Here is a 23,245-nt window from a genome sequence, read left to right on the forward strand (position 1 = left end):
TGAGTGAGTACTCACTCACAAGCACATTCAACCTTGCGGCGCAGACCGGATCTCCACCAGCGCAGAAACGCCGTCCAGGAGCCGTTCCAGACCGTATTCGAACGCGTGATCGGAGTCGTAGGGAGCGTCGAACTCATTCCCGACGGCCGTTCCGACCCGGGATGCGAGCGGGAACTTCTTGGTATCACCGATCTGGTCCAGGTGAGGTACGTGCGCCAGCCACCACTCCTTGTCCGTGATCCCGGAGCGCTGGATCACCTGCCGCGCCTCCACCGCCGTACGCACGGCGCCGTGCACGTAGCCGTTGACCAGGGCGACGGTGTCGTCCATCTCGATATCGGTCAGCCCGATCCCCTCGATCGCGGCCAGCTCGTACTCGTACTTGGCCATCACGTTCGGCCCGAGCGGCGGCCGGCTGACGGCGACATGCAGCATCCACGGGTGACGCAGGTACAGCTCGCGGTTCTCCCGGGCGACCTCGTCCAGCCTGGCCCGCCAGTCGCCGTCCACGTCGCGCCGCGGAAGTTCGCCGTACACGGTGTCGAGCATGACGTCGAGGAGTTCCCCCTTGCCGGGGAAATAGCGGTACAGCGTCATCGCACCGGACCCGACCTCCTCGGCGACCCGGCGGATCGACATCGCGGTGAGTCCCTCAGTGTCGGCGACCCGGAGCGCGGCCTCGACGATCTGGTCGACCGTCAGCGCCGGCTTCGGCCCGCGCGTCGGCTGTGGGCGGCGGCGCCAGAGCAGTTCGAGACTCCTCGCGGGGTCGCCGCTGCCGCTGTACTCCTGATTCATGTGCGCGATTCTCTCGAAGTGGCTACACTCGTGCGACTACTTCGTACAGCGTACTCAGTTAACCACGGGTTGACCTAAAGCAATGTCGAGGTTCTAGCGTCGATTTTGTCGGTGGTGTCCGGAATCATCGACTTTCCGATCGACCGATCCAGCGGAGCGCAACCGTGAGCATGGAAATGACCGCGTGGAACTCGCTGTACCACGCGATGCACGCCCAGGACGAGAGACGCCCGTTCTCGCGGGCCACACTGCGACGGATCCTCGCGTTCGCGCAGCCACACAAGCGGCAGCTGATCTGGTTCCTCGTGCTCAGTGTCGGCGCGGCCGTTCTTGCGGTCGCGACTCCGGTGCTGGCCGGGAAGGTGGTCGACGCGATCGTCGGCGGGAAGGCCGTCGGCGTCGTACTGCAGCTGGCTGTGCTGATCGCGATCATCGCCGTGGCCGAGGCCGGGATCAGCATGCTCACGCGCTGGCTGTCGGCGGGGATCGGTGAGGGCCTGATCCTGGATCTGCGGACGGCGGTGTTCGACCACATCCAGCGGATGCCGATCGCGTTCTTCACCCGGACGCGGACCGGCGCACTGGTCTCCCGGCTGAACAACGACGTGATCGGTGCGCAGCGGGCGTTCAGCGACACACTGTCCGGCGTGGTCAGCAACTTGGTGATGCTCGTGCTGACGCTGGTCGTGATGCTCGGTGTGTCCTGGCAGATCACTCTGCTCGCGCTGATCATCCTGCCGGTCTTCGTCATCCCGGCGCGTCGGGTCGGGACCAGGCTGGCCGGGCTGCAGCGGGAAGCGGCCGACTACAACGCGACCATGAGCACACAGATGACCGAGCGGTTCTCGGCACCGGGTGCGACCTTGGTCAAGCTGTTCGGGCGACCGAAGCGGGAGTCGGCGGAGTTCGCGGTCCGGGCTCGGCGGGTGCGGGACATCGGGGTCCGGACGGCGATGGTGCAGTGGTTGTTCGTCACCGCGCTGACGCTGGTGTCGGCGCTGGCTCTGGCTGTGGTTTACGGGCTGGGCGGGTTCTATGCGTTGCGCGGACAGTTGGACGCGGGGTCGGTGGTCGCGATGGCGTTGCTGCTGACGCGGTTGTACTCACCGCTGACCGCGCTCGCGAGTGCGCGACTCGAGGTGATGACGGCGCTGGTCAGCTTCGAGCGGGTCTTCGAGGTGCTGGACCTCGAGCCGCTGATCAAGGACAAGCCGGACGCGGGTCAGGTGCCTTCCGGGCCGGTTTCGGTCGAGTTCTCCAACGTGCGGTTTGCGTATCCGTCGGCGGACAAGGTGTCGCTGGCTTCGTTGGAGGAGGTTGCGAAGCTCGATACCCGGGGTGGGGTCGAGGTGCTGCATGACATGTCGTTCCGGGCCGAGCCTGGGCAGATGGTCGCGCTCGTCGGTTCGTCCGGGGCGGGGAAGTCGACGATCGCGCAGCTCATTCCGCGGTTGTACGACGTCGATTCGGGTGCGGTGAAGCTGGCTGGGGTCGACGTTCGGGACGTGTCGGCGGAGTCTTTGCGAGACACGTTGGGGATGGTGACGCAGGACGGGCACCTGTTCCACGACAGCATCCGGGAGAACCTGCTGCTCGCTCGTCCAGAGGCGACGGAGAGCGATCTGTGGGATGCGCTGACTCGGGCGCGGTTGGGTGAGCTGATCCGGTCGTTGCCTGATCAGCTGGACACGGTGGTTGGTGAGCGTGGGTATCGGTTGTCTGGTGGTGAGCGTCAGCGGCTGACGATCGCGCGACTGCTGCTGGCCCAACCGCGGGTGGTGATCCTCGACGAGGCGACCGCGGCTCTCGACTCGACCAACGAAGCCGCCGTACAGGCTGCTCTCACGGAGGCGCTGGCCGGCCGCACGGCGATCGTCATCGCCCACCGCCTCTCCACCATCCGCGCCGCCGACCAGATCCTGGTGATCGAGGCCGGCCAAATCATCGAGCAAGGCACCCACACGGATCTCCTCGCAGCCGGCGGTCGCTACGAGGAGCTCTACAGAACCCAATTCGACCAACCCGGCACAGAAGATGCGGAGGCACTTACGGTCTAGCCACACCACGGCTGGCAGGTTCGCAAACTGAGCGCGGCGGCGTTCGCACGCACCGGCTCGTGGTCGAATCGGCGGACCGTGGTGCCGACGACCCGTGGTTGCATCAGGTGTTAGCGGCAGGCTGGTAGAGGCAGCGGGCTCGTGGTTGCGGGCTGGTTTGACGCAACGGGCTCGTGGTTGCGGGCTGGTTGAGGCAGCGGGCTCGTGGGTGCGGCGGCGGGCTGGGGTTCGCGAAGGGATATCCGTTTGAGTTGTGGGTTCTTCGGTGGTGTGGCAGCGGAGAACCCACAAGATGCAGGGAGATCCCCTGATCTTGGGTGAGTTGGAGGGTGTTGGGGTTGGTGGGTTCGGGGCAGGAGTTGGTGGGGTTTGCTGCGGTGTTTGTGCCGGCGGATCCGCCGCGGGAGGGGCGGGTTGCGTTCTGGGATCCTGAGGGTGGGTCACTCCCCCTCGGAGTTGGTGAGCAGACTGAGCTCGAGCTGATCGTTGACGCGGAACCGCGTTCGGTTCGTGCGATCGAGCTCCCGGTCGCCGCGGCCGTTCCGATCCTCGGTCGCGCGCGCCAGGCACCCACCGCACACCCCTCGGCGAAGTTCTGGGGTGCCGCCGCCCTCACCGCCCTCCAACTAGTTGCCCGAGGCAAACTCCTCCCCGGCATCTCCCCCACCGGCCAAGACACCTGGCGAGTAGGCCCCCTGGACCCCGCCGACATAACCAAACTCCTAGACCTAGCCGAAGCAATGCCTCCCTCAGCCCGAGCACTCCCCCTCCCAACCGAGGTTCCATCACCCACCCCACCCGACACCTCTCCTCCTGCCTCCGACGTATCTCCCGTCCCTCCAGGGGTTCGGGTGCCTGTGGCTGAGGTGTTGTTGCGGGGGTTTTTGGATGCGGTGGCTGACGGGATGCCTCGGTCTCCGGCAGCGGGTAAAGCGCACAAGACCGGGGTGTTTGCGGGTGCTAAGCCGCAGCGGGCTGAAGGGTTGCGGACGTGGGCGGACGAGGTGTCGGTGGGCCTCGACACCGGAGTGCGGATCTCGTTGCGGATCGAGATGGCCGACTCGCTCGCCTTCAGCGCCGCGGTCCAGCTTCACAGCCTGAAGGACCCAACCCTCGTCCGGGACGCGTACGCCGTCTGGTCCGAAGACGTCCCCGGGTTCGGGCCGCGCGCTCGGATCGACGCCACCCTCGCGATCCGCCGAGCGGCACGTGTGTGGTCCCCACTCAGCCGCCTCCTCGACTCCGCCGTACCGGATCAGATGGACCTGGCCGACGAGGACATTGCCGAACTACTCGCCGGCTCGGCGCAACGACTGACCGCCGCCGGCGTGGACGTGCACTGGCCGCGCAGCCTCGGCCGCGCGCTCACCGCGCGGGCCGCGATCACCTCCCAGGACGGCCCACCGAGCAACATGCCCAGCTTCTTCGGCGGCGGCGCGACCCTCGACTTCAGCTGGCAGGTTGCTCTCGGCAACGACCCCGACAGCGAACCGCTGACCGAAGCAGAGCTCGACCAACTCGCCGAAGCCACCCGCCCGGTCGTCCGCCTCCGCGACCAGTGGATGCTCATCGATCCCGACCTCGCCCGCAAGGCCCGCGAACGGATCCTCAAGCCCGTCACCGCGATCGACGCCCTCGGCGCGGCACTCACCGGCACCACCGAGATCGACGGTAAGCAGATCGCCGTCACCCCGACCGCCTGGCTCGCCGACCTCCGCGCCCGCATCGCCGACCCGGATCGCGCCGATGAGCCCATCGATGCACCAACCGGTCTGCACGCAACCCTCCGCGACTACCAACTCCGCGGTCTGCGCTGGCTGGCCCGGATGACCTCACTGGGCCTCGGCGGCTGCCTCGCCGACGACATGGGCCTCGGCAAGACCATCACCCTCATCTCGCTCCACCTACACCGCCAGCAATCCCCCGACACCGCCGGCCCGACCCTCGTTGTCTGTCCCGCATCCCTCCTGGGCAACTGGGAACGCGAGGTCCAACGCTTCGCTCCCGGCACGCCAGTACGCCGCTTCCACGGGGCATCGAGATCACTCGAAGACGCGCGGGAGGGCTTCGTCCTGACGACGTACGGGACCCTGCGGCGAGACGCCGTACGACTGGCTGAACATCAATGGGCGCTGGTCGTCGCAGATGAAGCACAGCACGTGAAGAACCCTTCGTCCGGTACGGCGAAAGCCCTGCGGACCGTGCCCTCACAAGCGCGGGTAGCGCTGACCGGCACGCCGGTGGAGAACAATCTCTCCGAGTTATGGGCGATCCTCGACTGGACCACACCTGGGTTGCTGGGCCGGCTCTCGACGTTCCGCAACCACTGGGCGGCGCCGATCGAGGCGGACAAGGACGAAGAGGTCGCGGCACGGCTGGCGAAGCTGGTCCGCCCATTCCTGCTCCGACGACGGAAGTCGGACCCGGGCATCGCGCCGGAGCTGCCGCCGAAGACTGAAACAGACCAGCCGGTCTCGCTCAGCCGCGAGCAGGTGGTCCTCTACGAGGCGACCGTCCGCGAGCTGATGGCGGAGGTGCAGGCGAGCGACCGGATGGCGCGGCGCGGCCTGATCGTGAAGTTGCTGACCGGACTCAAGCAGATCTGCAACCATCCCGCGCAGTACCTGAAGGAAGGCGAGGATGCCCGACTGACCGGACGCTCCGGCAAGCTCGAACTCCTGGACGAGCTCCTCGAAACGATCGTTGCCGAGGACGGCGCCGTCCTCGTCTTCACGCAGTACGTCGCCATGGCGCGACTGCTCGAACGACACCTGGCCGACCGCGGGATCGGTACACAGCTCCTGCACGGTGGGACGCCGGTGCCGAAGCGGGAGGAGATGGTCGACCGGTTCCAGGCGGGTGACGTGCCGGTGTTCCTGCTGTCGCTCAAGGCGGCCGGCACCGGGCTGAACCTGACCCGGGCGGATCATGTCGTGCACTTCGACCGATGGTGGAATCCGGCGGTCGAGGATCAGGCGACGGACCGTGCGTACCGGATCGGCCAGACCCGACCGGTCCAGGTGCACCGATTGATTGCCGAAGGCACCATCGAGGACCGGATCGCGGCGATGCTCAGCAGCAAACGCGAGCTCGCCGAAGCGGTCCTCTCCGGCGGCGAGTCGGCCCTGACAGAACTCTCCGACACCGAACTGGCCGACCTGGTCGAGCTGCGAGGTGGACGATGAGCGCGGCACGCGGGTTCGTCGCGTTCGGGCCCCAACGGCGAAGTACCCGGGGGCGTTCGTGGTGGGCGAGGGCCTGGGTGCAGGCGCTCGAGGACACTTCGCTGGACCTGAATCAGCTGAAGAAGGGCCGCCGGTACGCGAGTTCCGGCCAGGTCGGCCCGATCACGATCAGCGCGGGCCGGATCGGGGCGATGGTGTACTCACCCGACGACACGTACGAAGCCGTCGTACGGGTGGATCAGCTGAGCGAGGACGCGTGGCGCCGGTTCCTCGATCAGGTGGCAGAGCGGTCGGGGCACATCGCCGCGTTGCTCGACGGGGACATGCCGCATGATCTCGTCGAGGCGGCCGCGGATGCCGGCGTACCGCTGCTGCCCGGCATCGGTGACCTCGACCCCAGCTGTACCTGCGACGCCTGGGAACTCCCCTGCCAGCACGCCGCCGCCCTCTGCTACCAGGTTGCCTGGTTGCTCGACGACGACCCGTTCATCCTCCTGCTGCTGCGCGGCCAGGCCCGCGAAGACCTCCTCGACCAACTCCAAGCCCGCAGCCAGTCCAGGGCAACCGACCAGCCAAGGCCCACCGAGCCGGGCGTCGCACTCGACGACGTACTCGGGACCCCGGTCGGCGAGTTGCCCGAGGCCCCTAACCTCCCCGCCAAGATCACCCTCGACGACCTACCGGTGAGCGGCATCGAGCCACCGCCCGGATTCGCGCCAACCACTCTTCCGCTCCTCGTACTGGACGCCGCCCGACGAGCGCGCGCACTCCTCCACGCCCTCCTCCACGGAACCCCCGAGCCGCAACCACTCGACGAGTGGGCCGACGCCGTCCGACTGGCAGCCGACTTCCCCGAGCTGACCACACCCCTCGCCGAGGCAACCGGCAGATCCGAAGAACTTGCCCGCGGCATCCAAGCCTGGCGGTACGGCGGCGCCGCCGGCCTCGACGTACTCGAACACACCTGGTCACCGGATCCGGCCGAGCTGGCCCGCGCCCGCACCGAGCTCCTCGCGGCGGACGACGACCTCACCGTCGAGACGACCGGCAACCAACTCACCCTCAGCAACGACCTCCAGCTCCGCCTGGATCGCCGTGGTCGCTGGCATCCCTATCGCCTGGTCGACGACACCTGGACCCCATCGGCACAGTCCACCACCGACCCACTCGCCGCACTGACCACCGAATGAAGATCCGATGCGCCACCGAATGAAAAATCCGATGCGCCATCCACGACCACTCGAGTAGGGTCACCAGAACTACGAAGGAGGTGGGTTGATGTCGGTCTCGAGCGGTGTTCTCGCGTGCCCGATCATCCAGCTCACCTCGGCACCTGCCTGAGGCAGGTTCCCCTTGCCCGAAAGGGACTTCGTTGTCTATCACTTGGAACACCCGCGTCGAGACCCCCGCTGACCTCGAGCCGATTCGCGACATCACCCTGCAGGCGTTCGGCCGGCAGTTCGAGGTCGACTTCCTCGACGCGCATCGGGCCGACCCGGTCGCGTGGTCGCCGGGACTGTTGATCGTCGCAACCACCCCGGACGACCGGCCCATCGCCTACGCAGCCCTTACCCGCTGTCATATCGGCGACGCTCCGCTGCTGTCACTCGGGCCGGTTGCCGTGCTTCCGGCGTACCAGAAGCAAGGCGCCGGTAGTGCAGTCGTCATCGCCGCCCTCGCCACCGCGCGTGATCGTGGTGAGCAGAGCGTGGTGGTGCTCGGACACGCGGAGTACTACCCGCGGTTCGGGTTCCGGCAGGCGACCGAGTTCGGCGTCCATCACCCGGAGTACGACGGGCCGAGCATGATGGCGCTCGCCTTCGACGGTCACGCCGTACCGGCTGGCGATCTCAGCTACCCGGTCACCCTCTGACCCAGTTGCGCCAGGCCGTCGGAGACGTGCGTCAGTCTCCGGCGGCCCGGGCGGCGGTCGGCATTGAACGTTCCATTCGCTGTACGGCGGGTACTGGTAAAAGGTTCAGCCAAACTCGCCGAATCACTTGCGCACCTACCTTGTATACATGAAACAGTCGACGAGACCGCCTACTCAGGAGCACGCCATGAGCCGTCGACTTCCGTTGTCACTGAACCGCTTCAGCTGGAGCCGCCACCGCAGGTCGGTGGCCGGAGCCGTCGCGGGGGTGATCGCGTTGGCCCTGGCCGGAACCGCCTGTTCCCCGGTGGAACCGGCCGGCAACGACAACTCCGGCGGCGACAGCAGCCAGTCACCAGCCGGGCAGGACGTCTTCGGTGATCCGGCGGACGCGGCGCAGGTGAAGCAGGGCGGCACACTCACCGTTGCGCTGTCGGCCGACCCGGACAAGCTCGACCCGTCGCTGTCCCGCAGCCTGTACTCGCGGTACGTCTTCCACACGATGTGCGAGAAGCTGTACGACCTCGGCCCCGACGCCAAGATCGTGCCGCAGCTGGCGACCGCGCTGCCGACGATCTCCGCGGACGGCCTCAGCCTGAGCATCCCGCTCAAGCAGGGCGTCAAGTTCGCCGACGGCGGCACGCTCGACTCGAACGCGGTCAAGATCTCGATCAACCGCGGCCTGACGCTGGCCGGTTCCGGCCGCAAGAGTGAGCTCGGCCCGATCACCTCGATCGAGACCCCGGACCCGAACACCGTAGTGATCAAGCTGTCGAAGCCGTTCGCCCCGCTCACCGCGGCACTCGCCGACCGGGCCGGCATGGTGCTCAGCCCGGCTGCCGTCGCCAAGCTCGGTGCCAACTTCTCCACCGCACCGGTCTGCGTCGGCCCGTTCAAGTTCGCCAGCCGGGTCGCGCAGAACTCGATCAAGGTGGTCAAGGACCCGCTGTACTACGACGCCGCCAAGGTGCACCTGGACGCGATCGAGTACCGGATCATCACCGACTCGAGCATCCGCTCGGCCAACCTGAAGTCCGGTGACGCGCAGGTGGCCGACTCACTGTCGACCCAGGACGCGCCCTCGCTGCAGAAGGACGACACGATGACCGTCCTGCAGTCGCAGTCGCTCGGGTACCAGGGCCTGACCATCAACGTCGCGAACGCGAACGGCATCGGCAACCCGCTCAAGCAACTCGACACCCCGATCGCGAAGGACCCACGGGTCCGGCAGGCCCTCGACCTCTCGATCGACCGGGCCGCACTGGTGAAGTCGATCTTCAACGGACTGAACACGGTCGCCTGCTCGCCCGTGAGCCCGAAGAGCGAGTTCACGTCCGACGCCGCGCAGGTCTGCCCCGCGCACGATCCCGCCAAGGCCAAGCAACTGCTTCAGGATGCCGGCGTGACCACGCCGTACAAGGTCACGATGATCACCTCGAACAACCCGGACAGCCTCCGCCTCGCGCAGGCGTTGCAGGGCATGGTCAAGGAGGGTGGATTCGACCTGGTGATCAAGCCGGTCGAGTACGCCGCTCTGCTCGACCAGCAGGACCGTGGTGACTTCGAACTCCTGCAGCTCGGGTGGTCCGGCCGGGTCGACCCGGACGCGAACATCTTCAACTTCGTCGGCACCACCGGCAGCCAGAACGTGGCCGGCTACAGCAGCCCGGACATCGACAAGCTCCTCACCGACGCCCGGCAGGCGACCGACAAGGCGCAGCGGATCAAGCTGTACGGCGATGTCGTCACCAAGCTGCAGCAGGACGACCCGCTGATCTACATGTACCGCCAGCGCAACCTGACCGGCGTCACCAAGAAGCTGCTCGGTATCCAGGTCTTCCCCGACGGCGTGATCCGGACGGCCTTCGCAGGATTCGCCAAGTGAGCACCAGGAAAGCGAGGAGGGAGAGGTCGTGAGGAGGTATCTCCTCAACCGGTCGTGGCAGTCGGTGGTGACGTTGATCCTGGCAACGATCGTCGTCTTCGCCGGCGTACGGGCGTTGCCCGGTGACCCGGCCCTCGCCCTGGCCGGAGAGGACCGGGACCCGGAGTCACTCCGAGCCATCCGGCAGCAGTACGGGCTGGACCAGTCCTGGCTCGTGCAGTTCTGGCAGTTCGTGAGTCACGCGGCCCGCGGTGATCTCGGTCAGTCGATCCGGACCGGTGAGTCGGTCCGGACGATGATCATCAACGCGTTGCCCGTGACGATCGAGCTGTCCGTCCTGGCGATCCTGGTCGCGAGTGTGATCGGCGTCGGCGCGGGCGTCGTTGCCGCCGTACGCCGAGGCCGCCCGGCTGAATGGGCTGCCAACGCACTCGCGCTGCTCGGTCTGTCCGTGCCGAACTTCTGGCTCGGACTGATGGCGATCCTCTACCTGTCCGTTGCCCTGGGCCTCTTTCCGGCGTCCGGTTTCGTACCGTTCTTCAGCGATCCGATCGGCAACCTGCACCACCTGATCCTGCCCGCGGTCATCCTCGGCACCGGTCTCGCCGCGGTGATCATGCGCCAGACCAGATCCTCGATGCTCGACGCCCTGAGCGCCGACTACATCCGTACGGCGGAAGCCAAAGGACTCCCGCCCCGCGCGGTGATCGGCAAGCACGCCCTCCGCAACAGCCTGATCGTGGTCGTCACGATCGTCGGCCTCCAACTCGGCGCACTGATCTCGGGTGCGGTCGTGACCGAACGGATCTTCGCGTTGCCCGGCTTCGGCAAGCTCACCGTCGACGCCGTCTTCCAGCGCGACTACCCCGTCATCCAGGCCGTCGTCCTCGTCACGGCGACCGCCTACATTGTCATCAATCTGCTCGTCGACCTGCTCTACTCCGTGATCGATCCGCGGATCCGCGTGCGAGGTGATGCGTGATGGCCGTAGCCGAAACAGTCACCACCGGGATGCCGCTGCGCAGCAACCGCCGCAAGGTCGTACGCCGGATCCTCCGCAACCCGCTCGCGATCGCCGGGCTGGTGGTCCTGTGCATCGCGATCATCCTCGCGGTGTTCGCCCCGTTGCTCGCACCACATGACCCGACGCAGACCCACCTCGACCGGGCGTTCGCACCACCGGGAACCGCCGGCTACCTGCTCGGCACCGACGACCTCGGCCGCGATGTGCTCACCCGGATCATGTATGGGCTGCGCGCATCCCTGCACGTCGGCCTGCTCGCGGTCGCGACCTCACTCGTCATCGGCGTACCGCTCGGTCTGATGGCCGGGTACTTCCGGGCGGTCGACGCGCTGATCTCGCGGTTCACCGATCTCGTCCTGGCGTTCCCGTTCCTGATCCTCGCGGTCGGGCTGGCGGCGATCCGGGGCGCGAGCCTCGGCAACGCGGCGATCGCCATCGGTATCGCCCAGATCCCGGGCGTGATCCGGATCGTCCGGTCCGAGACGCTGCGGCTGAAGTCGCTCGACTTCGTCGCCGCCGCCATCGTCGAGGGCGCCGGCGACGCCTGGATCCTCGGGCGGCACATCCTGCCGAACGCGGCCTCGGTGATCATCGTCCAGGCGACCGTCGCGATCCCGGCGGCGATCCTCGGCGAGGCGGTGCTGTCGTTCCTCGGACTCGGCATCCAGCCGCCGGCGCCGAGCCTGGGCACGATGCTGTCCGACGCCCAGCAGTTCGCATCGCGCGCTCCATGGGCCGCGGTGATGCCCGGTCTCGCGATCATGCTGCTGACCCTGGCGTTCAACATCGTCGGCGACAGCCTCCGCGACGCACTAGACCCGAAGGCGAGCCGCCGATGAAGAATGTTCTAGCGGTCAAGGATCTCTCCGTCACCTTCCGCACCGAGGACGGCCCGCTGTCCGCGGTCGACCGGGTCAGCTTCGAGGTCGGCGACGGCGAGGTGCTCGCGATCGTCGGTGAGTCCGGGTGTGGCAAGAGCGTCACCGCGATGAGCGTGGCCGGTCTCCTCCCCCGGTCGGCGACGGTCGAGGGGTCGGTCACGCTCGACGGGACCGAACTGATCGGCGCCGACAAACGCACCCTTCGGTCGATCCGCGGCCGCGAGGTCGCGTACATCTTCCAGGAGCCGATGACGTCGCTGAACCCGGTCTTCACCGTCGGCCACCAGATCGGCGAGGTCCTCCGCACCCACATCGGCCTCAGCCGCCAGGCCGCCCGGGACCGCTCGATCGAGCTCCTCAAACTCGTCGGCATCCCGTCCGCCGAGCGACGTGTGGGCGACTATCCGCACCAACTGTCCGGGGGCATGCGGCAGCGCGTGATGATCGCGATGGCGGTCGCCTGCGATCCGAAGGTGCTGATCGCCGACGAGCCGACTACGGCCCTCGACGTCACGATCCAGGCCGGCATCCTCGACGTACTGCGTGAACTTCGGGAGCGACTCGGGACCAGCATCGTGCTGATCACGCACGACCTCGGAGTGGTCGCGGATCTGGCCGACCGAGTAGCCGTCATGTACGCCGGTCGTGTGGTCGAGACGGCCGAGGTCCACGACCTGTTCGCCCACCCGCAGCACCCGTACACAACCGGCCTCCTCGGTGCATCACCGGCCGCGGGACGTCACGCCGAGACCCACCGCCTCAACGAGATCCCTGGACTCGTGCCCGTCCTCACGGAACAGCCCGACGCGTGCACCTTCGCAGACCGCTGTCCAAGGGCACTCGACACGTGTACGACGTCCCAACCGGAACTGATCGGTGGTCCGCATCGCGTCGCGTGCTGGAACCCGGTCCGAGAACCAGTGGAGGTCTGATGGAGACGACAGCCCTCGCCCTGGAGGTCGAAGACCTGGTCATGCACTTCGGCCCGGTCCGGGCCGTCGACGGTGTGACCCTGCGGATCCGCCAAGGCTCGGTCGTCGCGCTGGTCGGTGAGAGCGGGTCTGGCAAATCCACGGTCGGCAGGTGCATCGTCAGACTGCTCGAACCGAGCGGTGGGACGGTCAGACTCGCGGACGCCGACATCACGCACCTGAATCGCCGTCAGCTCAGACCGCACCGGCGAGACGTCTCGATCGTGTTCCAGGACCCCGCTGGTTCGCTTGACCCACGCCTCTTGGTCGGAGACATCGTTGGCGAGCCGCTCCGGCTCATGCGCCGCAAAGACATCCCTGCAAAGGTCGCTGAGTCGCTGCGCCGGGTCGGACTTCGCCCGGAGGTCGCACAGCGCTCGCCGCACGAACTGTCCGGCGGTCAGCGCCAGCGGGTCAGTATCGCCCGCGCACTGATCTCAGAGCCGCGGCTACTCGTTGCCGACGAGCCAACGAGCGCACTGGACGTGTCGGTCCAGGCAGCGGTGCTCAACCTGCTTGCGGACCTCCAGCGGGACTTGGGCTTCGCCTGCCTGTTCATCACCCACGACCTGTCCGCGGTCGAGTACCTCGCGGATGAGGTGGCGGTGATGTACCTGGGCCAGCTGGTCGAGCAGGGTCCGCGTTCCAGGATCTTCGGTGCGCCGGCCCATCCGTATACCCAGGCGCTGCTGTCGGCGGCGCCCGTACCCGATCCGGCCGAGCAGCGGGCCCGCAAGCCCGTGCTGCTCGGTGACGACCTCCCGTCGGCCATCGACCCTCCGTCCGGGTGCCGCTTCCACACCCGCTGCCCGGTCGCCGTGGACAAATGCCGGACAGTCGTCCCGGAGCAACGGGTGATCGGAGAAGGTGGACATCAGGTGGCCTGTCATCTCGTCAACGACGACGGGACCGGACCAGACGTACGCATAGTTGAAGGAGTTAAACCATGACCTTCACGACCCGGCCAACTCTGCGCGGTACGTTCGGGATGGTTTCGTCGACGCACTGGTTGGCGTCGCAGTCGGCGATGCGGATTCTCGAGCTGGACGGCAACGCGTTCGACGCGGCCGCCGCTGCCGGGTTCGTGCTGCACGTGGTCGAGCCGCATCTGAACGGGCCGGGCGGTGAGGTGCCGGGAATCATCGCGACTGCCGACGACCCCACTCCGCGAGTGCTGTCCGGTCAGGGCGTCGCCCCGGCCGGTGCGACCATCGAGCACTACCGTTCGCTCGGTCTGACGCTCGTACCGGGTTCTGGGCCGCTGGCAGCGACGGTGCCGGGCGCTGTGGACGCATGGCTGCTCTTGCTGCGTGATCACGGGACTCTGCCGCTGCGCGTCGTACTGGAGCCTGCGATCGAGTACGCGCGCAACGGTCACCCCCTGGTGCCGCGAGTCAGTGACACGGTCGGGACCGTGCAGCAGCTGTTCGAAGAGCACTGGCCGACCTCTGCGGCGCTGTGGTTGAAGGACGGGCGGCCGCCGACGGGCAGGTTCCGCAACGAGGCGTACGCCGCCACCCTCGAGAAGCTCGTGGTCGAGGCCGAGGCGGCCGGTGCGGATCGTGAGGCCCAGATCGAGCAGGCCCGGAAGAGCTGGCGGGAAGGGTTCGTCGCGGAGGCGGTCGACAAGTTCTCGCGGCTGCCGCACCGGGATTCCAGCGGTTCGGACCACGCCGGGCTGATCACCGGCCAGGACATGGCGTCGTTCTCCGCGAGCTGGGAGGACCCGGCGACGTTCGACTGGAACGGGTACACCGTCGCCAAGACCGGGCCGTGGGGTCAGGGACCCGGGTTGCTGCAGTCGCTCGCCGTACTGGCGGAGCTCGGCGACGTCGACCTGGACAGCGCGGAGGGTGTCCACACGACGGTCGAGGTGATGAAGCTGTCGTACGCCGACCGCGAGGCCTGGTACGGCGATGGCGCCGACGTGCCGCTGAAGACGCTCCTCTCCCCCGCGTACGCCGCTGAGCGCGCCAAGCTGGTCGGATCCGAGGCCTCACTCGAGCTGCGGCCCGGCCGTCCGGACGGCCGGAAGCCGGTGCTGCCATCGATTGCCGTCGGCAACGAACCCGGTGACGCGACCACCGGTGAGCCGACGGTCTCCTCTGCTGGCGAGACGCGCGGCGACACCTGTCACGTCGACGTGATCGACCGGTGGGGCAACATCATCTCCGCGACGCCGAGTGGCGGCTGGCTACAGTCCTCGCCGACGATCCCGGAGCTCGGGTTCTGCCTGGGCAGCCGGGCGCAGATGTTCTGGCTAGAGGACGGACTGCCGGCCTCGCTGGCTCCGGGGAAACGTCCGCGGACGACGCTCACGCCGACGCTCGTACTGCGCGACGGGCAGCCGGTGATGGCGTGTGGGTCGCCGGGTGGCGACCAGCAGGACCAGTGGCAGTTGCTCTTCCTGCTGCGTCATCTGGGCCAAGGGATGGACCTGCAGGAGGCGATCGATGCGCCGGCCTGGCATACGACCGGGTTCCCGTCGTCGTTCTACCCGCGCACGAGCGAGCCGGGTGGGCTGGTGATCGAGACCCGCGTCGGCACCGCCGTACGCGATGAGCTGGTGCGTCGCGGGCATGTCGTGACCGACAGCGACGCGTGGAGCCTTGGCCGGTTGTGCGCCGTACGCAAGGAGGCCGACGGGGTGCTCGCGGCGGCGGCCAACCCGCGTGGGATGCAGGGCTACGCGGTCGGACGCTGAGTCAGGGCCGCCTTGGCGGCTGCTTCCACGTGGTCTCTGGCCGCGCTGGTGGCGGCCGCAGGGTCGCCGGCCGCGATGGCCTCGACCAGGCGGGTGTGCTCCTCCCACGAGTGTGGTGCGCGCTGGGCGGCGCCGACGCGGAAGACCCAGTGGACGTGGTGGTACATGGCGGCAGACATCGACAGCAGCCAGCGGTTCCCGCTGACCTCGATCACCGCGCGGTGGAACGCGCTGTTCAGTTCGGCGACCTGGTCGAAGTCCTTCGCCTCGGTCGCCGCGCTCGCCTCCTCGAGAAGGTCGCGCAACCGGGTCACGTCGGCCGGTGTCGCGCGCTCGGCCGCCAGTCCGCCGGCGAGAGTCTCAAGCTGCGCGCGTACGGCGAAGAGGTCACGGACCGCGGTCTCGTCCAGGGTCACGACGACCGCGCCGCGGCGGGGCAGGATCTGGACGAAGCCCTCGGCCTCGACCACGCGCAACGCCTCCCGGACGGGATTGCGCGACACCCCGAAGTCGTCCGCGAGCCGGGTCTCGGTCAGCCGCTCACCTTGGGCGTAGTCGCCGTCCACGATCCGCCGGCGCAACTCCGCGAGTACCTGCTCGCGTAAAGCCACGTGATCGGCACCGATCGTTCGCACCTGTGCTTGAGATAGGGCCCCACTCGGCTCCTCCACCCCGCACTCCTCTCCCCGCTTGGTTTCGCGCCACGGTAGCCGATCCGTTGACCAGCGGCACGTGATCCGGGTGGACGTTATGTTGGCGACTTGAGCATCACACTGACTCCCCTGACGGATCCCGACTACCGGCCCTTCAGCCGCCGGATCGCCTGGCTCGCCGCGGACGCCGACGGCAACCCGGTCGGATCCGCGTTCCTGCGGCTGAACAGCCGCCAGGTCGCGGCCCATCTGGCCGAACTCCAGCTCAACGTCCACCCGGCCGAGCGTCGTCGCGGGATCGGGTCGCAATTGCTCGGCGCGGTCGTCGGTGGCGCACGGGATCACGAGGTACGCACCCTGATCACGGACGCTCCGGCTGGCTCGCCTGCAGATCTCTTCCTCGAGCACCACCACTTCGAGATCGGGCTGACGCTCGTATACGCGCGGCTTCAACTCGCGGACGCCGATCCGACCGTTGACGACGTACCGGGGTATCGGTTGATCTCGTGGCGGGGCGTCGTACCGGATGAGCTCGCGCAGAGGTTCACCGATGCGCGGACCGGGATGAACGATGCGCCGTCAGGGTCGATCGAGTACGGCGAAGACGTGTGGGACGTCGAGCGGACCCGGTACGCCGCCCAGGTCATCGAGCAGCGTGGTGAGCACCTGGCCACGGTGGCTGCGGTCGACGAGTCCACCGGCCTGATCGTCGGCTTCAGCGAACTCGTCGTACCAGGCGACGGGAAGGGCGAGGCCCAGCACTACGGCACCGCCGTACTCCCCCAGCACCGCGGTCACGGCCTGGCCCGCTGGATGAAAGCCGAGCAGATCCGTCAGACCCGCGATCACTTCCCCGACCTGTCCACCCTCATCACCGACACGGTCGACACCAACACCGCCATGCGCCGCACCAATACCGCCCTCGGCTACAAACCCACGGAGACGATCCACCGCCGCATTCTCGACGTCTGTACCTACTAGTATGCAGGTATGCCTCTCGTTCGCATCGACGCCCTCCGCGCAGACCCCGAACGCCTCGACGCCCTCGGTCGCGCGGTGCAGGACGCACTGGTCGAGACGATCGGTATCCCACCCGACGACCTGTTCCAGGTGCTGACCAGCCACGACGGGATGACCAGCACCCTTCGGTACGCCGACTTCCTCGGCATCGAGCGGGACGACGACATCGTGTTCATCGCCATCACGCTCCGGGCCGGCCGGCCCGCCGAGCTGAAGCAGGCGATGTACCGGCGCATCGCGGACCTCGTCCACTCCTACGCCGGCACGCACCCTCGGAACGTCCTCATCACGCTCACCGAGAACGCCGACCCCGACTGGTCCTTCGGCAACGGTCAGGCGCAGTACCTGTAGCTACTGACCCAGGATCTTCTGGACTGCGGCTGTCGTGATCGGGTGGTAGCCGGGGCGGGCCTTGGCGAAGACCTCGGCGGCGAAGGCTCGGTCCGTGCCGGCCAGGGCGTGGTAGACGGGCAGGACGAGCTTCATCCTGCCGACGTTGGTGAGGAACTCGGCGAGTTCGGCGTACGACGCCTCATAGCTGCTGGCGGCGACGATCTGGTACCAGCGGCGGGCGATCTCGCCGTTCGCCGTGCCGGTCAGGCCGAACGCGCGGTCGAGCTGCTGCAGCAGCAACGGGCTGAGTACGTCGGGAGCCGCATCAAGGAACCGCAGCCACTCCTGCGTGGTCCAGTCCTCGGCACCCGCGGGCAGCTCGCCGGTCGTCAGCCACCGGTTCCGGGCACCGTCGACCACCTGGAAGCGCTCCGACACCGCCCGCCGTGCGAACGACGGGATCCCCGGCTCGTCCAGCCACGCCGCCACCTCGGCGTCCGTCACGACACCCGGGTGCGGCTCGAGCAGGTGCTCGCGGAGATGCGCGACGAAGTCGTCGGAGTTGATACTGCGGAACGCGAACCGATCGAAGTACCCGCGCAGGAACGGATCGAACACCTCCCGCGAGAACCGCTCCTCCAGCCACGACAGGAACCACGACCCCTTGAGCGGCCCGGTCGACGTCGTCCCGTGGTACTCCGTCCCGTGGTTCAGTCCCGGCAGCTCGACCGCCAGCTCGGCCGGCGTCAGCGGGTCCAGCTTGACCACGGTCGCGTGCTGCTTGATCGCCGTCTCCATCACCGCGAACTCGGTGCCGTAGACGGCCTCGACGATCCGGTTCTCGACGTACGACGTGAAGCCTTCGTTCAGCCAGATGTCGTCCCAGCTGTCCTGGGTGACCAGGTTGCCCGACCAGCTGTGCGCGAGTTCGTGCGCGACGACGCTGACCAGCGACTTGTCCCCGATCACCACCGTCGGCGTCGCGAACGTCATCCGCGGGTTCTCCATGCCGCCGTACGGGAACGACGGCGGCAGCACGAGGAGGTCGTAGCGACCCCAGCGGTACGGGCCGAACAGCTCCTCGGTGACCCGCATCATCTCCTCGGTGTCGGCGAACTCGGTCGCCGCCCGCCGCGCCATCTCCGGCTCGGCCCACACGCCGGATCGCTGGCCAATCGGCTCGAACACCAGGTCCCCCGCGGCAATGGCCAGCAGGTACGACGGAATTGGCTCGGGCATCACCACGTCGTACGAACCGGTGCGGCGCGATGTCGTGCCGTTGTCGGCGCTCATCAGCACCATCAGCTCGGGCGGCGCGGTCACGTGGGCGGCGTAGCTGAACCGCACGCTGGGGGTGTCCTGCACCGGCACCCAGCTACGGGCGTGGATCGCCTGCGACTGACTGAACATGAACGGCATCACGCCACCGGCCGTCATCGACGGCTCGAGCCACTGCAGACCGGTCGCGGTCGGCGCGGTCCGGTAGCTGACCCGGACACGCTCGTGCTGAGCGGTGCGGATGGTCAGTGCGGAGCCGAGCTCCTGGTCGGGCAGGGCGAGGCTGTACTCCAACGGCTCCCAGCCACCCGAGATCGCGCCCTCGACCGCGAGCACGGTCAAATCACGGGTGTCGAGGATGAATCGGTCACCCGCACCCGCCCCTGACCACGCCAACGTGTGCGTGGCCGTACCGGCGAGCACCTTCGCGCCGAAGTCCAGCTCGACGTCGAGTTCCAGGTGGGTGGTCCGGACCATGGCAGGTTCGGCGTAGGAGTGGCGATCGTGCGTCACGGATAACTCCCCGAGTCAGGTGTCCGGGGAACAGTACCCACGCCGCACCCCGATCAGGCGGCCATTCTGAGCCACCCGCACGATGGTGCCAAAACCCCGGTTTGATCCTGACGCCGGTTGCGGAGATGAGACCGGCTCATAGCAGACTGTCACCATGGTGTCGCAGGGAAGACCCGAACTGGTGCTGAAAAGACGGCCGTTCGGATCGTGGTTGCTCGGGCCGGTCGACCAGAGCACCCGGATGCTGCGGTTCCGGCTGCAGGTGCTGATGACGACGTTCTCGATCGTCACCAACCTGATCGGCGCGGTGGTCGTGTTCGTGCTCGCGGTCTTCGTGCTGCCCGGGCCGCCGCTGATCGATCACCTCAGGTTCGCCGAGGCGATCGTGATCCCGTCGTACTTCCTGCTCGCGATCGCGATCGGCTGTGTCTGGAGCACGCGGCTGACCAAGCGCGTGACGAGCTGGGTCGATCTCGGCCGGCCGGCGACGCGCAAGGAGCAGATCGCAACCCTCCAGCTCCCGTTGAGATTGACGTTGATCGAGGTGCTGCTCTGGCTGGTGGCGGTGGTGATCTTCACCGGGATGACGCTCGTACTGCAGCCGGAGAACGCACTGCGGATCGCGGTCACGGTCTTTGACGGCATGATCATCACCTGCACGATCTCTTATCTGCTGACCGAGTTCGCGCTCCGTCCGGTCGCAGCCCGGGCACTGGTCGATTCACCACCGCCGCGGCGGTTGCTCGCGGCCGGTCTCGAGGTGCGGATGGTGATCTTCTGGGCGGTCGGCTCCGGCGTACCCGTGGCCGGTTCGATGCTGGCCGGTCTCCTCGCGCTGATCGAGAAGGACGTGACGTCGACCCGGCTGTCGGTCGTGATGCTTGCCCTGGGCATCGTGGCGCTCGGCAACGGCTGGCTGCTGACGTTGCTGTCGGCCCGCTCTGTGGTCGCGCCGGTCCGCTCGGTGCGGACCGCGTTGAGCCTGATCGGCGAAGGACGGCTCGACGTGACCATCCCGGTCTTCGACGGCACCGAGCTCGGGTCGCTGCAGGCCGGGTTCAACCGGATGACCGACGGCCTCCGCGAGCGGGAGCGGATCCGGGACGTGTTCGGCCGGTACGTCGGTCCCGGTGTCGTCCAGGAAGCACTGACCAGCGATCAGCTCGGCGGGGAGGAGCGGTTCGTCGCCGTACTGTTCGTCGACCTGGTCGGGTCGACCGAGCTGGCGGAGACCCGGCCGCCGACCGAGGTGGTCCAGCTGCTGAACCGGTTCTTCGCGATCGTGGTGGACGAGGTCGACCGCCAGGGCGGGTTCGTGAACAAGTTCGCCGGTGACGCCGCGCTGGCGATCTTCGGTGCACCGGCCGAGCTGCCCGATGCCGCTGGGAGTGCGCTGTCCGCGGGGCGCGAGCTGGCCCGGCGGTTGACCGAGGAGTTGCCGGAGGCAACGGCTGGGATCGGGGTGACGGCCGGGATCGTGGTGGCCGGCACGGTCGGCGACGTACGGCGGCACGAGTACACGGTGATCGGCGATCCGGTGAACGAGGCGGCGCGATTGAGCGAGCTGGCCAAGTCGACGCCCGGCCGGCTGATCGCGTCGATGTCCGCGGTGGCGGAATCAGCTCCCGCCGAGGCTGACCATTGGCAGCCCGGTGATCACGTCACGGTCCGCGGCCGCTCGTTGCCTACCCAACTCGCGGTTCCGCAGTAGCCTCGCGGTTCTCCTCGATCAGCTCATGCAGCAGGGCGGCGCCGTGCAGCATGGCCCTGGTCTGCCGATCGTGAGCCGCCCGCCGCTCGGCGATCGCATTCCGCAACGCCTCGGTGCTTCCGGTACGCCGGAGCCCCTCGACCACCGGCTTGATCTGCTCGAAGTTGTACCGCCCTTGCCGCAGCATGTGGATGATCCGCGCATCCCGCACCTGCTCCGGCCCATACCGCCGATACTTCGTCCCAGGCTCTCGCGTCGGCGCCAGCAACCCCGCTGCCTCCCACACCCGAAGAGCTGACGTCCTGACGCCCAGCCGATGCGCCAACTCCCCCACCAGCAACGACGGCCCGCTCACCGGCGGCTCCTCGACGTACTCGGCGGCCAGCGCGGCGAGCGCCTCACTCGCGGCATCGGTCGCCAGCCGCTGCTCGTGCAAGGCGGCATGTGCCGCATCCACCAGCCGATACGCGTACGCCTCGTCACCCCGGTGCACGGCCCGCATGATCTCGGTTGCCGTCTCCGGCCAGTACCCGGGCGCCAACGCGCGGTAGGTCAGCAGCGCGGACAGATGCTCAGGCCCGTACTGGCGATACCCGGTATCCGACCGCGGCGCCGGCGGCAGGATCCCGGCCGCTTCGTAGTTACGCACGAGCTGCGTCGACACCCCGGCCCGTCGCGCCAGGTCGACGGGCCGCAACCTAACGACCACCCGAGACGTCCACGGTGGTGCCGGTCATGTACGACGCACGCGCGGAGGCGAGGAACGCGATCACCTCGGCGACCTCGTCGGCCTTACCCGGTCGACCGAGCGGAGGGGTACTGCCGAGACGGTCGAGCCGACCTGTTTCGTGGATGTCGGTCTCGATCAGGCCGGGCCGGACACCGAGCACCCGGACGCCCTCCTTGGCGACCTCGTTGGCCAGGCCCACGGTGAGGGCGTCCACGGCAGCCTTGCTGGCCGCGTAGTCGACGTACTCGCCGGCCGACCCGAGGACGGCCGCCCGTGATGACACGTTCACGATCACTCCGCCGGATCCGCCGTACGCCGTGGACATCCGTCGTACGGCGGCACCGGCGACGAGGAAGGCGCTGATCGAGTTGATCCGGAAGACGCGGTCCAGGCGCTCGGCGTCGTACTCCGCGACCCGGCCGGCTGGGGAGACAATCCCGGCGTTGTTGATCACGGCACCGATCGGCCCGAGTTCACCGGTGACGGTGTCGAAGAGCCGCTCGATCTGCTCGGGCTCGACCACATCCGCCTGGATGGCGATCGCACGCCGGCCGAGCTCCTCGCACGCCTTCACGACGCGGTCAGCGTCGTCCGCGCGAGTCCGGTAGTTGATGCCGACGTCCCATCCGTCGGCCGCGAGAGCCACCGCTGACGCAGCCCCGATCCCACGACTCCCACCGGTAATCAGGACGACCCCACGATCAGTCATGTCCCTAGCCTGTCATGGCTCAGTCAGCGGGTGGGAGGCTGAACCCGAGCTGCGTCTCCGTGTCGGTGAATCCGAGGGCACGATAGATCCGGATCGCGAGGTACTCCGGGTCCGCGACCATCACCAGCGTCCGCGCCCCACCCTCGGTCAGCCCGTACGTCGACGCGCGGTGGACGAGCGTGCTGGCGAGGCCGCGACCGCGGTCCTCCGGCGAAGTCTGTACGTGCTGGAACCGGGCCACGCCCTTGCCGTCGAACATCAGTCCGAGCGAACTCTGCAGCCGCTCACCGTCGAAGGCCCCGAACCACTTCCCGTGCCCGGCATCCACCAGCGCCCGCGTGGCCACCAGCCTCCGCCGGGTGAACCGCACATACTCCTCGTCGACCGTCATCGTCGCGGTCGCCAGGCTCTGCTGCAGCAGCTGCTCCCAGTCGTCATCCCCGTCGAGCAGCCGGTACGTCGCCTCCTCGTTCGGCCGGGCCGGCGCGACGACCTCACTCGCGGTCATCACCACGTCGCGGCCGAGGTCGAACCCGGCCGCGGTCAACTCGCCCTCGGCGCCGATCACCCCGTCCACGCTGTCGATGCCCAGGGCAACATGTCGCGCGGCCGGGAACTCCTGCCGGAACGTCTCGACGCGGGCCTTCGTGTCACCGGGCGCGAACGGGCTGCGGAACAGCAGGAAGTTCCCCCACCAGAAGCCCGGGTTGCCCGGCGTCCGGACGACGACGTAGTCCCCCGCGTCGTGGAACACGCTGCCGCTCAACTCGAGCAGCAACAGGTCGGTGCGGTAGCCGAGGCTGGTGATCTCCACCCGTCCATCCTCGCGGATCCGTCAATCGCATTCCGCGTTGACATGCAGCCTTTTAGCTGCCTATTGTGATCAGGCAGCCAGACGGCTGCATGAGTTGATCGGAGTG

At 68.0% G+C, this 23,245-nt stretch carries 19 protein-coding genes; 13 read left to right on the forward strand and 6 right to left on the reverse strand.

Features of this window, described 5'->3' with window-relative positions:
- Positions 1-27: 27 nt before the first annotated feature.
- The gene (locus AB0L70_RS06045) at positions 28-798 is read right to left on the reverse strand and encodes a TetR/AcrR family transcriptional regulator (RefSeq protein WP_363680528.1); all 771 of its coding nucleotides are present in this window, start codon (positions 796-798) and stop codon (positions 28-30) included.
- Between the two features lie 176 nt (positions 799-974).
- Between AB0L70_RS06045 and AB0L70_RS06050 the strand changes: the two genes are divergently transcribed.
- From AB0L70_RS06050 to AB0L70_RS06095, 10 genes are all read left to right on the forward strand, one after another.
- Complete coding sequence (locus tag AB0L70_RS06050) at positions 975-2,855, forward strand: ABC transporter ATP-binding protein (RefSeq protein WP_363680912.1); 1,881 nt, start codon at positions 975-977, stop codon at positions 2,853-2,855.
- A 947-nt stretch (positions 2,856-3,802) separates the two neighbouring features.
- Positions 3,803-6,040, forward strand: a complete 2,238-nt coding sequence (locus tag AB0L70_RS06055) for a DEAD/DEAH box helicase (RefSeq protein ID WP_363680530.1) — start codon at positions 3,803-3,805, stop codon at positions 6,038-6,040.
- Positions 6,037-7,230, forward strand: coding sequence for an SWIM zinc finger family protein (locus AB0L70_RS06060; RefSeq protein WP_363680532.1), 1,194 nt, complete (start codon positions 6,037-6,039; stop codon positions 7,228-7,230). The genes AB0L70_RS06055 and AB0L70_RS06060 overlap by 4 nt, the downstream gene beginning before the upstream one ends.
- 182 nt (positions 7,231-7,412) lie before the next feature.
- A complete protein-coding gene (locus AB0L70_RS06065; protein ID WP_363680534.1) occupies positions 7,413-7,913 on the forward strand; it encodes an N-acetyltransferase in 501 nt (166 codons plus the stop codon).
- Between the two features lie 187 nt (positions 7,914-8,100).
- A complete protein-coding gene (locus AB0L70_RS06070; RefSeq protein WP_363680536.1) occupies positions 8,101-9,798 on the forward strand; it encodes an ABC transporter substrate-binding protein in 1,698 nt (565 codons plus the stop codon).
- 28 nt (positions 9,799-9,826) lie between these two features.
- The gene (locus tag AB0L70_RS06075) at positions 9,827-10,780 is read left to right on the forward strand and encodes an ABC transporter permease (RefSeq protein ID WP_363680538.1); all 954 of its coding nucleotides are present in this window, start codon (positions 9,827-9,829) and stop codon (positions 10,778-10,780) included.
- Positions 10,780-11,661 carry an ABC transporter permease gene (locus AB0L70_RS06080; protein WP_363680540.1) on the forward strand — a complete coding sequence of 294 codons (882 nt, stop codon included), beginning with the start codon at positions 10,780-10,782 and terminating at the stop codon, positions 11,659-11,661. The genes AB0L70_RS06075 and AB0L70_RS06080 overlap by 1 nt, the downstream gene beginning before the upstream one ends.
- A complete protein-coding gene (locus AB0L70_RS06085) occupies positions 11,658-12,635 on the forward strand; it encodes an ABC transporter ATP-binding protein (protein ID WP_363680542.1) in 978 nt (325 codons plus the stop codon). The genes AB0L70_RS06080 and AB0L70_RS06085 overlap by 4 nt, the downstream gene beginning before the upstream one ends.
- A complete protein-coding gene (locus tag AB0L70_RS06090) occupies positions 12,635-13,624 on the forward strand; it encodes an oligopeptide/dipeptide ABC transporter ATP-binding protein (protein ID WP_363680543.1) in 990 nt (329 codons plus the stop codon). The genes AB0L70_RS06085 and AB0L70_RS06090 overlap by 1 nt, the downstream gene beginning before the upstream one ends.
- Positions 13,621-15,378 carry a gamma-glutamyltransferase gene (locus tag AB0L70_RS06095; RefSeq protein ID WP_363680544.1) on the forward strand — a complete coding sequence of 586 codons (1,758 nt, stop codon included), beginning with the start codon at positions 13,621-13,623 and terminating at the stop codon, positions 15,376-15,378. The genes AB0L70_RS06090 and AB0L70_RS06095 overlap by 4 nt, the downstream gene beginning before the upstream one ends.
- Here AB0L70_RS06095 and AB0L70_RS06100 read toward each other — a convergent pair.
- Positions 15,360-16,013: a GntR family transcriptional regulator gene (locus AB0L70_RS06100; protein WP_363680545.1), complete on the reverse strand. Its 654-nt coding sequence runs from the start codon at positions 16,011-16,013 to the stop codon at positions 15,360-15,362. The genes AB0L70_RS06095 and AB0L70_RS06100 overlap by 19 nt on opposite strands.
- 126 nt (positions 16,014-16,139) lie before the next feature.
- Between AB0L70_RS06100 and AB0L70_RS06105 the strand changes: the two genes are divergently transcribed.
- Positions 16,140-17,012: a GNAT family N-acetyltransferase gene (locus tag AB0L70_RS06105; RefSeq protein WP_363680546.1), complete on the forward strand. Its 873-nt coding sequence runs from the start codon at positions 16,140-16,142 to the stop codon at positions 17,010-17,012.
- Positions 17,013-17,021: 9 nt separating this feature from the next.
- Positions 17,022-17,402, forward strand: a complete 381-nt coding sequence (locus AB0L70_RS06110; protein WP_363680548.1) for a tautomerase family protein — start codon at positions 17,022-17,024, stop codon at positions 17,400-17,402.
- On the opposite strand, the gene AB0L70_RS06115 is transcribed toward AB0L70_RS06110, so the two are convergent.
- A complete protein-coding gene (locus AB0L70_RS06115; protein ID WP_363680550.1) occupies positions 17,403-19,175 on the reverse strand; it encodes a M1 family metallopeptidase in 1,773 nt (590 codons plus the stop codon).
- Positions 19,176-19,329: 154 nt separating this feature from the next.
- Between AB0L70_RS06115 and AB0L70_RS06120 the strand changes: the two genes are divergently transcribed.
- A complete protein-coding gene (locus AB0L70_RS06120; RefSeq protein ID WP_363680552.1) occupies positions 19,330-20,886 on the forward strand; it encodes an adenylate/guanylate cyclase domain-containing protein in 1,557 nt (518 codons plus the stop codon).
- On the opposite strand, the gene AB0L70_RS06125 is transcribed toward AB0L70_RS06120, so the two are convergent.
- Genes AB0L70_RS06125 through AB0L70_RS06135 form a run of 3 tightly spaced genes read right to left on the reverse strand, consistent with a single transcriptional unit; the run spans position 20,861 to position 23,139 of the window.
- A complete protein-coding gene (locus AB0L70_RS06125) occupies positions 20,861-21,595 on the reverse strand; it encodes a TioE family transcriptional regulator (protein ID WP_363680554.1) in 735 nt (244 codons plus the stop codon). The genes AB0L70_RS06120 and AB0L70_RS06125 overlap by 26 nt on opposite strands.
- Positions 21,585-22,325, reverse strand: a complete 741-nt coding sequence (locus AB0L70_RS06130; RefSeq protein WP_363680556.1) for an SDR family oxidoreductase — start codon at positions 22,323-22,325, stop codon at positions 21,585-21,587. Before AB0L70_RS06130 ends, AB0L70_RS06125 begins: the two co-directional genes overlap by 11 nt.
- Before the next feature lie 19 nt (positions 22,326-22,344).
- Entirely contained in the window at positions 22,345-23,139 is a 795-nt protein-coding gene (locus AB0L70_RS06135) for a GNAT family N-acetyltransferase (RefSeq protein WP_363680558.1), read from the reverse strand.
- Between the last annotated feature and the right edge of the window lie 106 nt (positions 23,140-23,245).

The organism is Kribbella sp. NPDC051952 (assembly GCF_040680855.1).
Classification (GTDB): domain Bacteria; phylum Actinomycetota; class Actinomycetes; order Propionibacteriales; family Kribbellaceae; genus Kribbella.

Coding starts and splice junctions, on each gene's coding strand:
- AB0L70_RS06045 (WP_363680528.1), bottom strand. CDS start 798: ATGAATCAGGAGTACAGCGGCAGCGGCGACCCCGCGAGGAGTCTCGAA.
- AB0L70_RS06050 (WP_363680912.1), top strand. CDS start 975: ATGACCGCGTGGAACTCGCTGTACCACGCGATGCACGCCCAGGACGAG.
- AB0L70_RS06060 (WP_363680532.1), top strand. CDS start 6,037: ATGAGCGCGGCACGCGGGTTCGTCGCGTTCGGGCCCCAACGGCGAAGT.
- AB0L70_RS06070 (WP_363680536.1), top strand. CDS start 8,101: ATGAGCCGTCGACTTCCGTTGTCACTGAACCGCTTCAGCTGGAGCCGC.
- AB0L70_RS06080 (WP_363680540.1), top strand. CDS start 10,780: ATGGCCGTAGCCGAAACAGTCACCACCGGGATGCCGCTGCGCAGCAAC.
- AB0L70_RS06085 (WP_363680542.1), top strand. CDS start 11,658: ATGAAGAATGTTCTAGCGGTCAAGGATCTCTCCGTCACCTTCCGCACC.
- AB0L70_RS06090 (WP_363680543.1), top strand. CDS start 12,635: ATGGAGACGACAGCCCTCGCCCTGGAGGTCGAAGACCTGGTCATGCAC.
- AB0L70_RS06095 (WP_363680544.1), top strand. CDS start 13,621: ATGACCTTCACGACCCGGCCAACTCTGCGCGGTACGTTCGGGATGGTT.
- AB0L70_RS06110 (WP_363680548.1), top strand. CDS start 17,022: ATGCCTCTCGTTCGCATCGACGCCCTCCGCGCAGACCCCGAACGCCTC.
- AB0L70_RS06120 (WP_363680552.1), top strand. CDS start 19,330: ATGGTGTCGCAGGGAAGACCCGAACTGGTGCTGAAAAGACGGCCGTTC.
- AB0L70_RS06130 (WP_363680556.1), bottom strand. CDS start 22,325: ATGACTGATCGTGGGGTCGTCCTGATTACCGGTGGGAGTCGTGGGATC.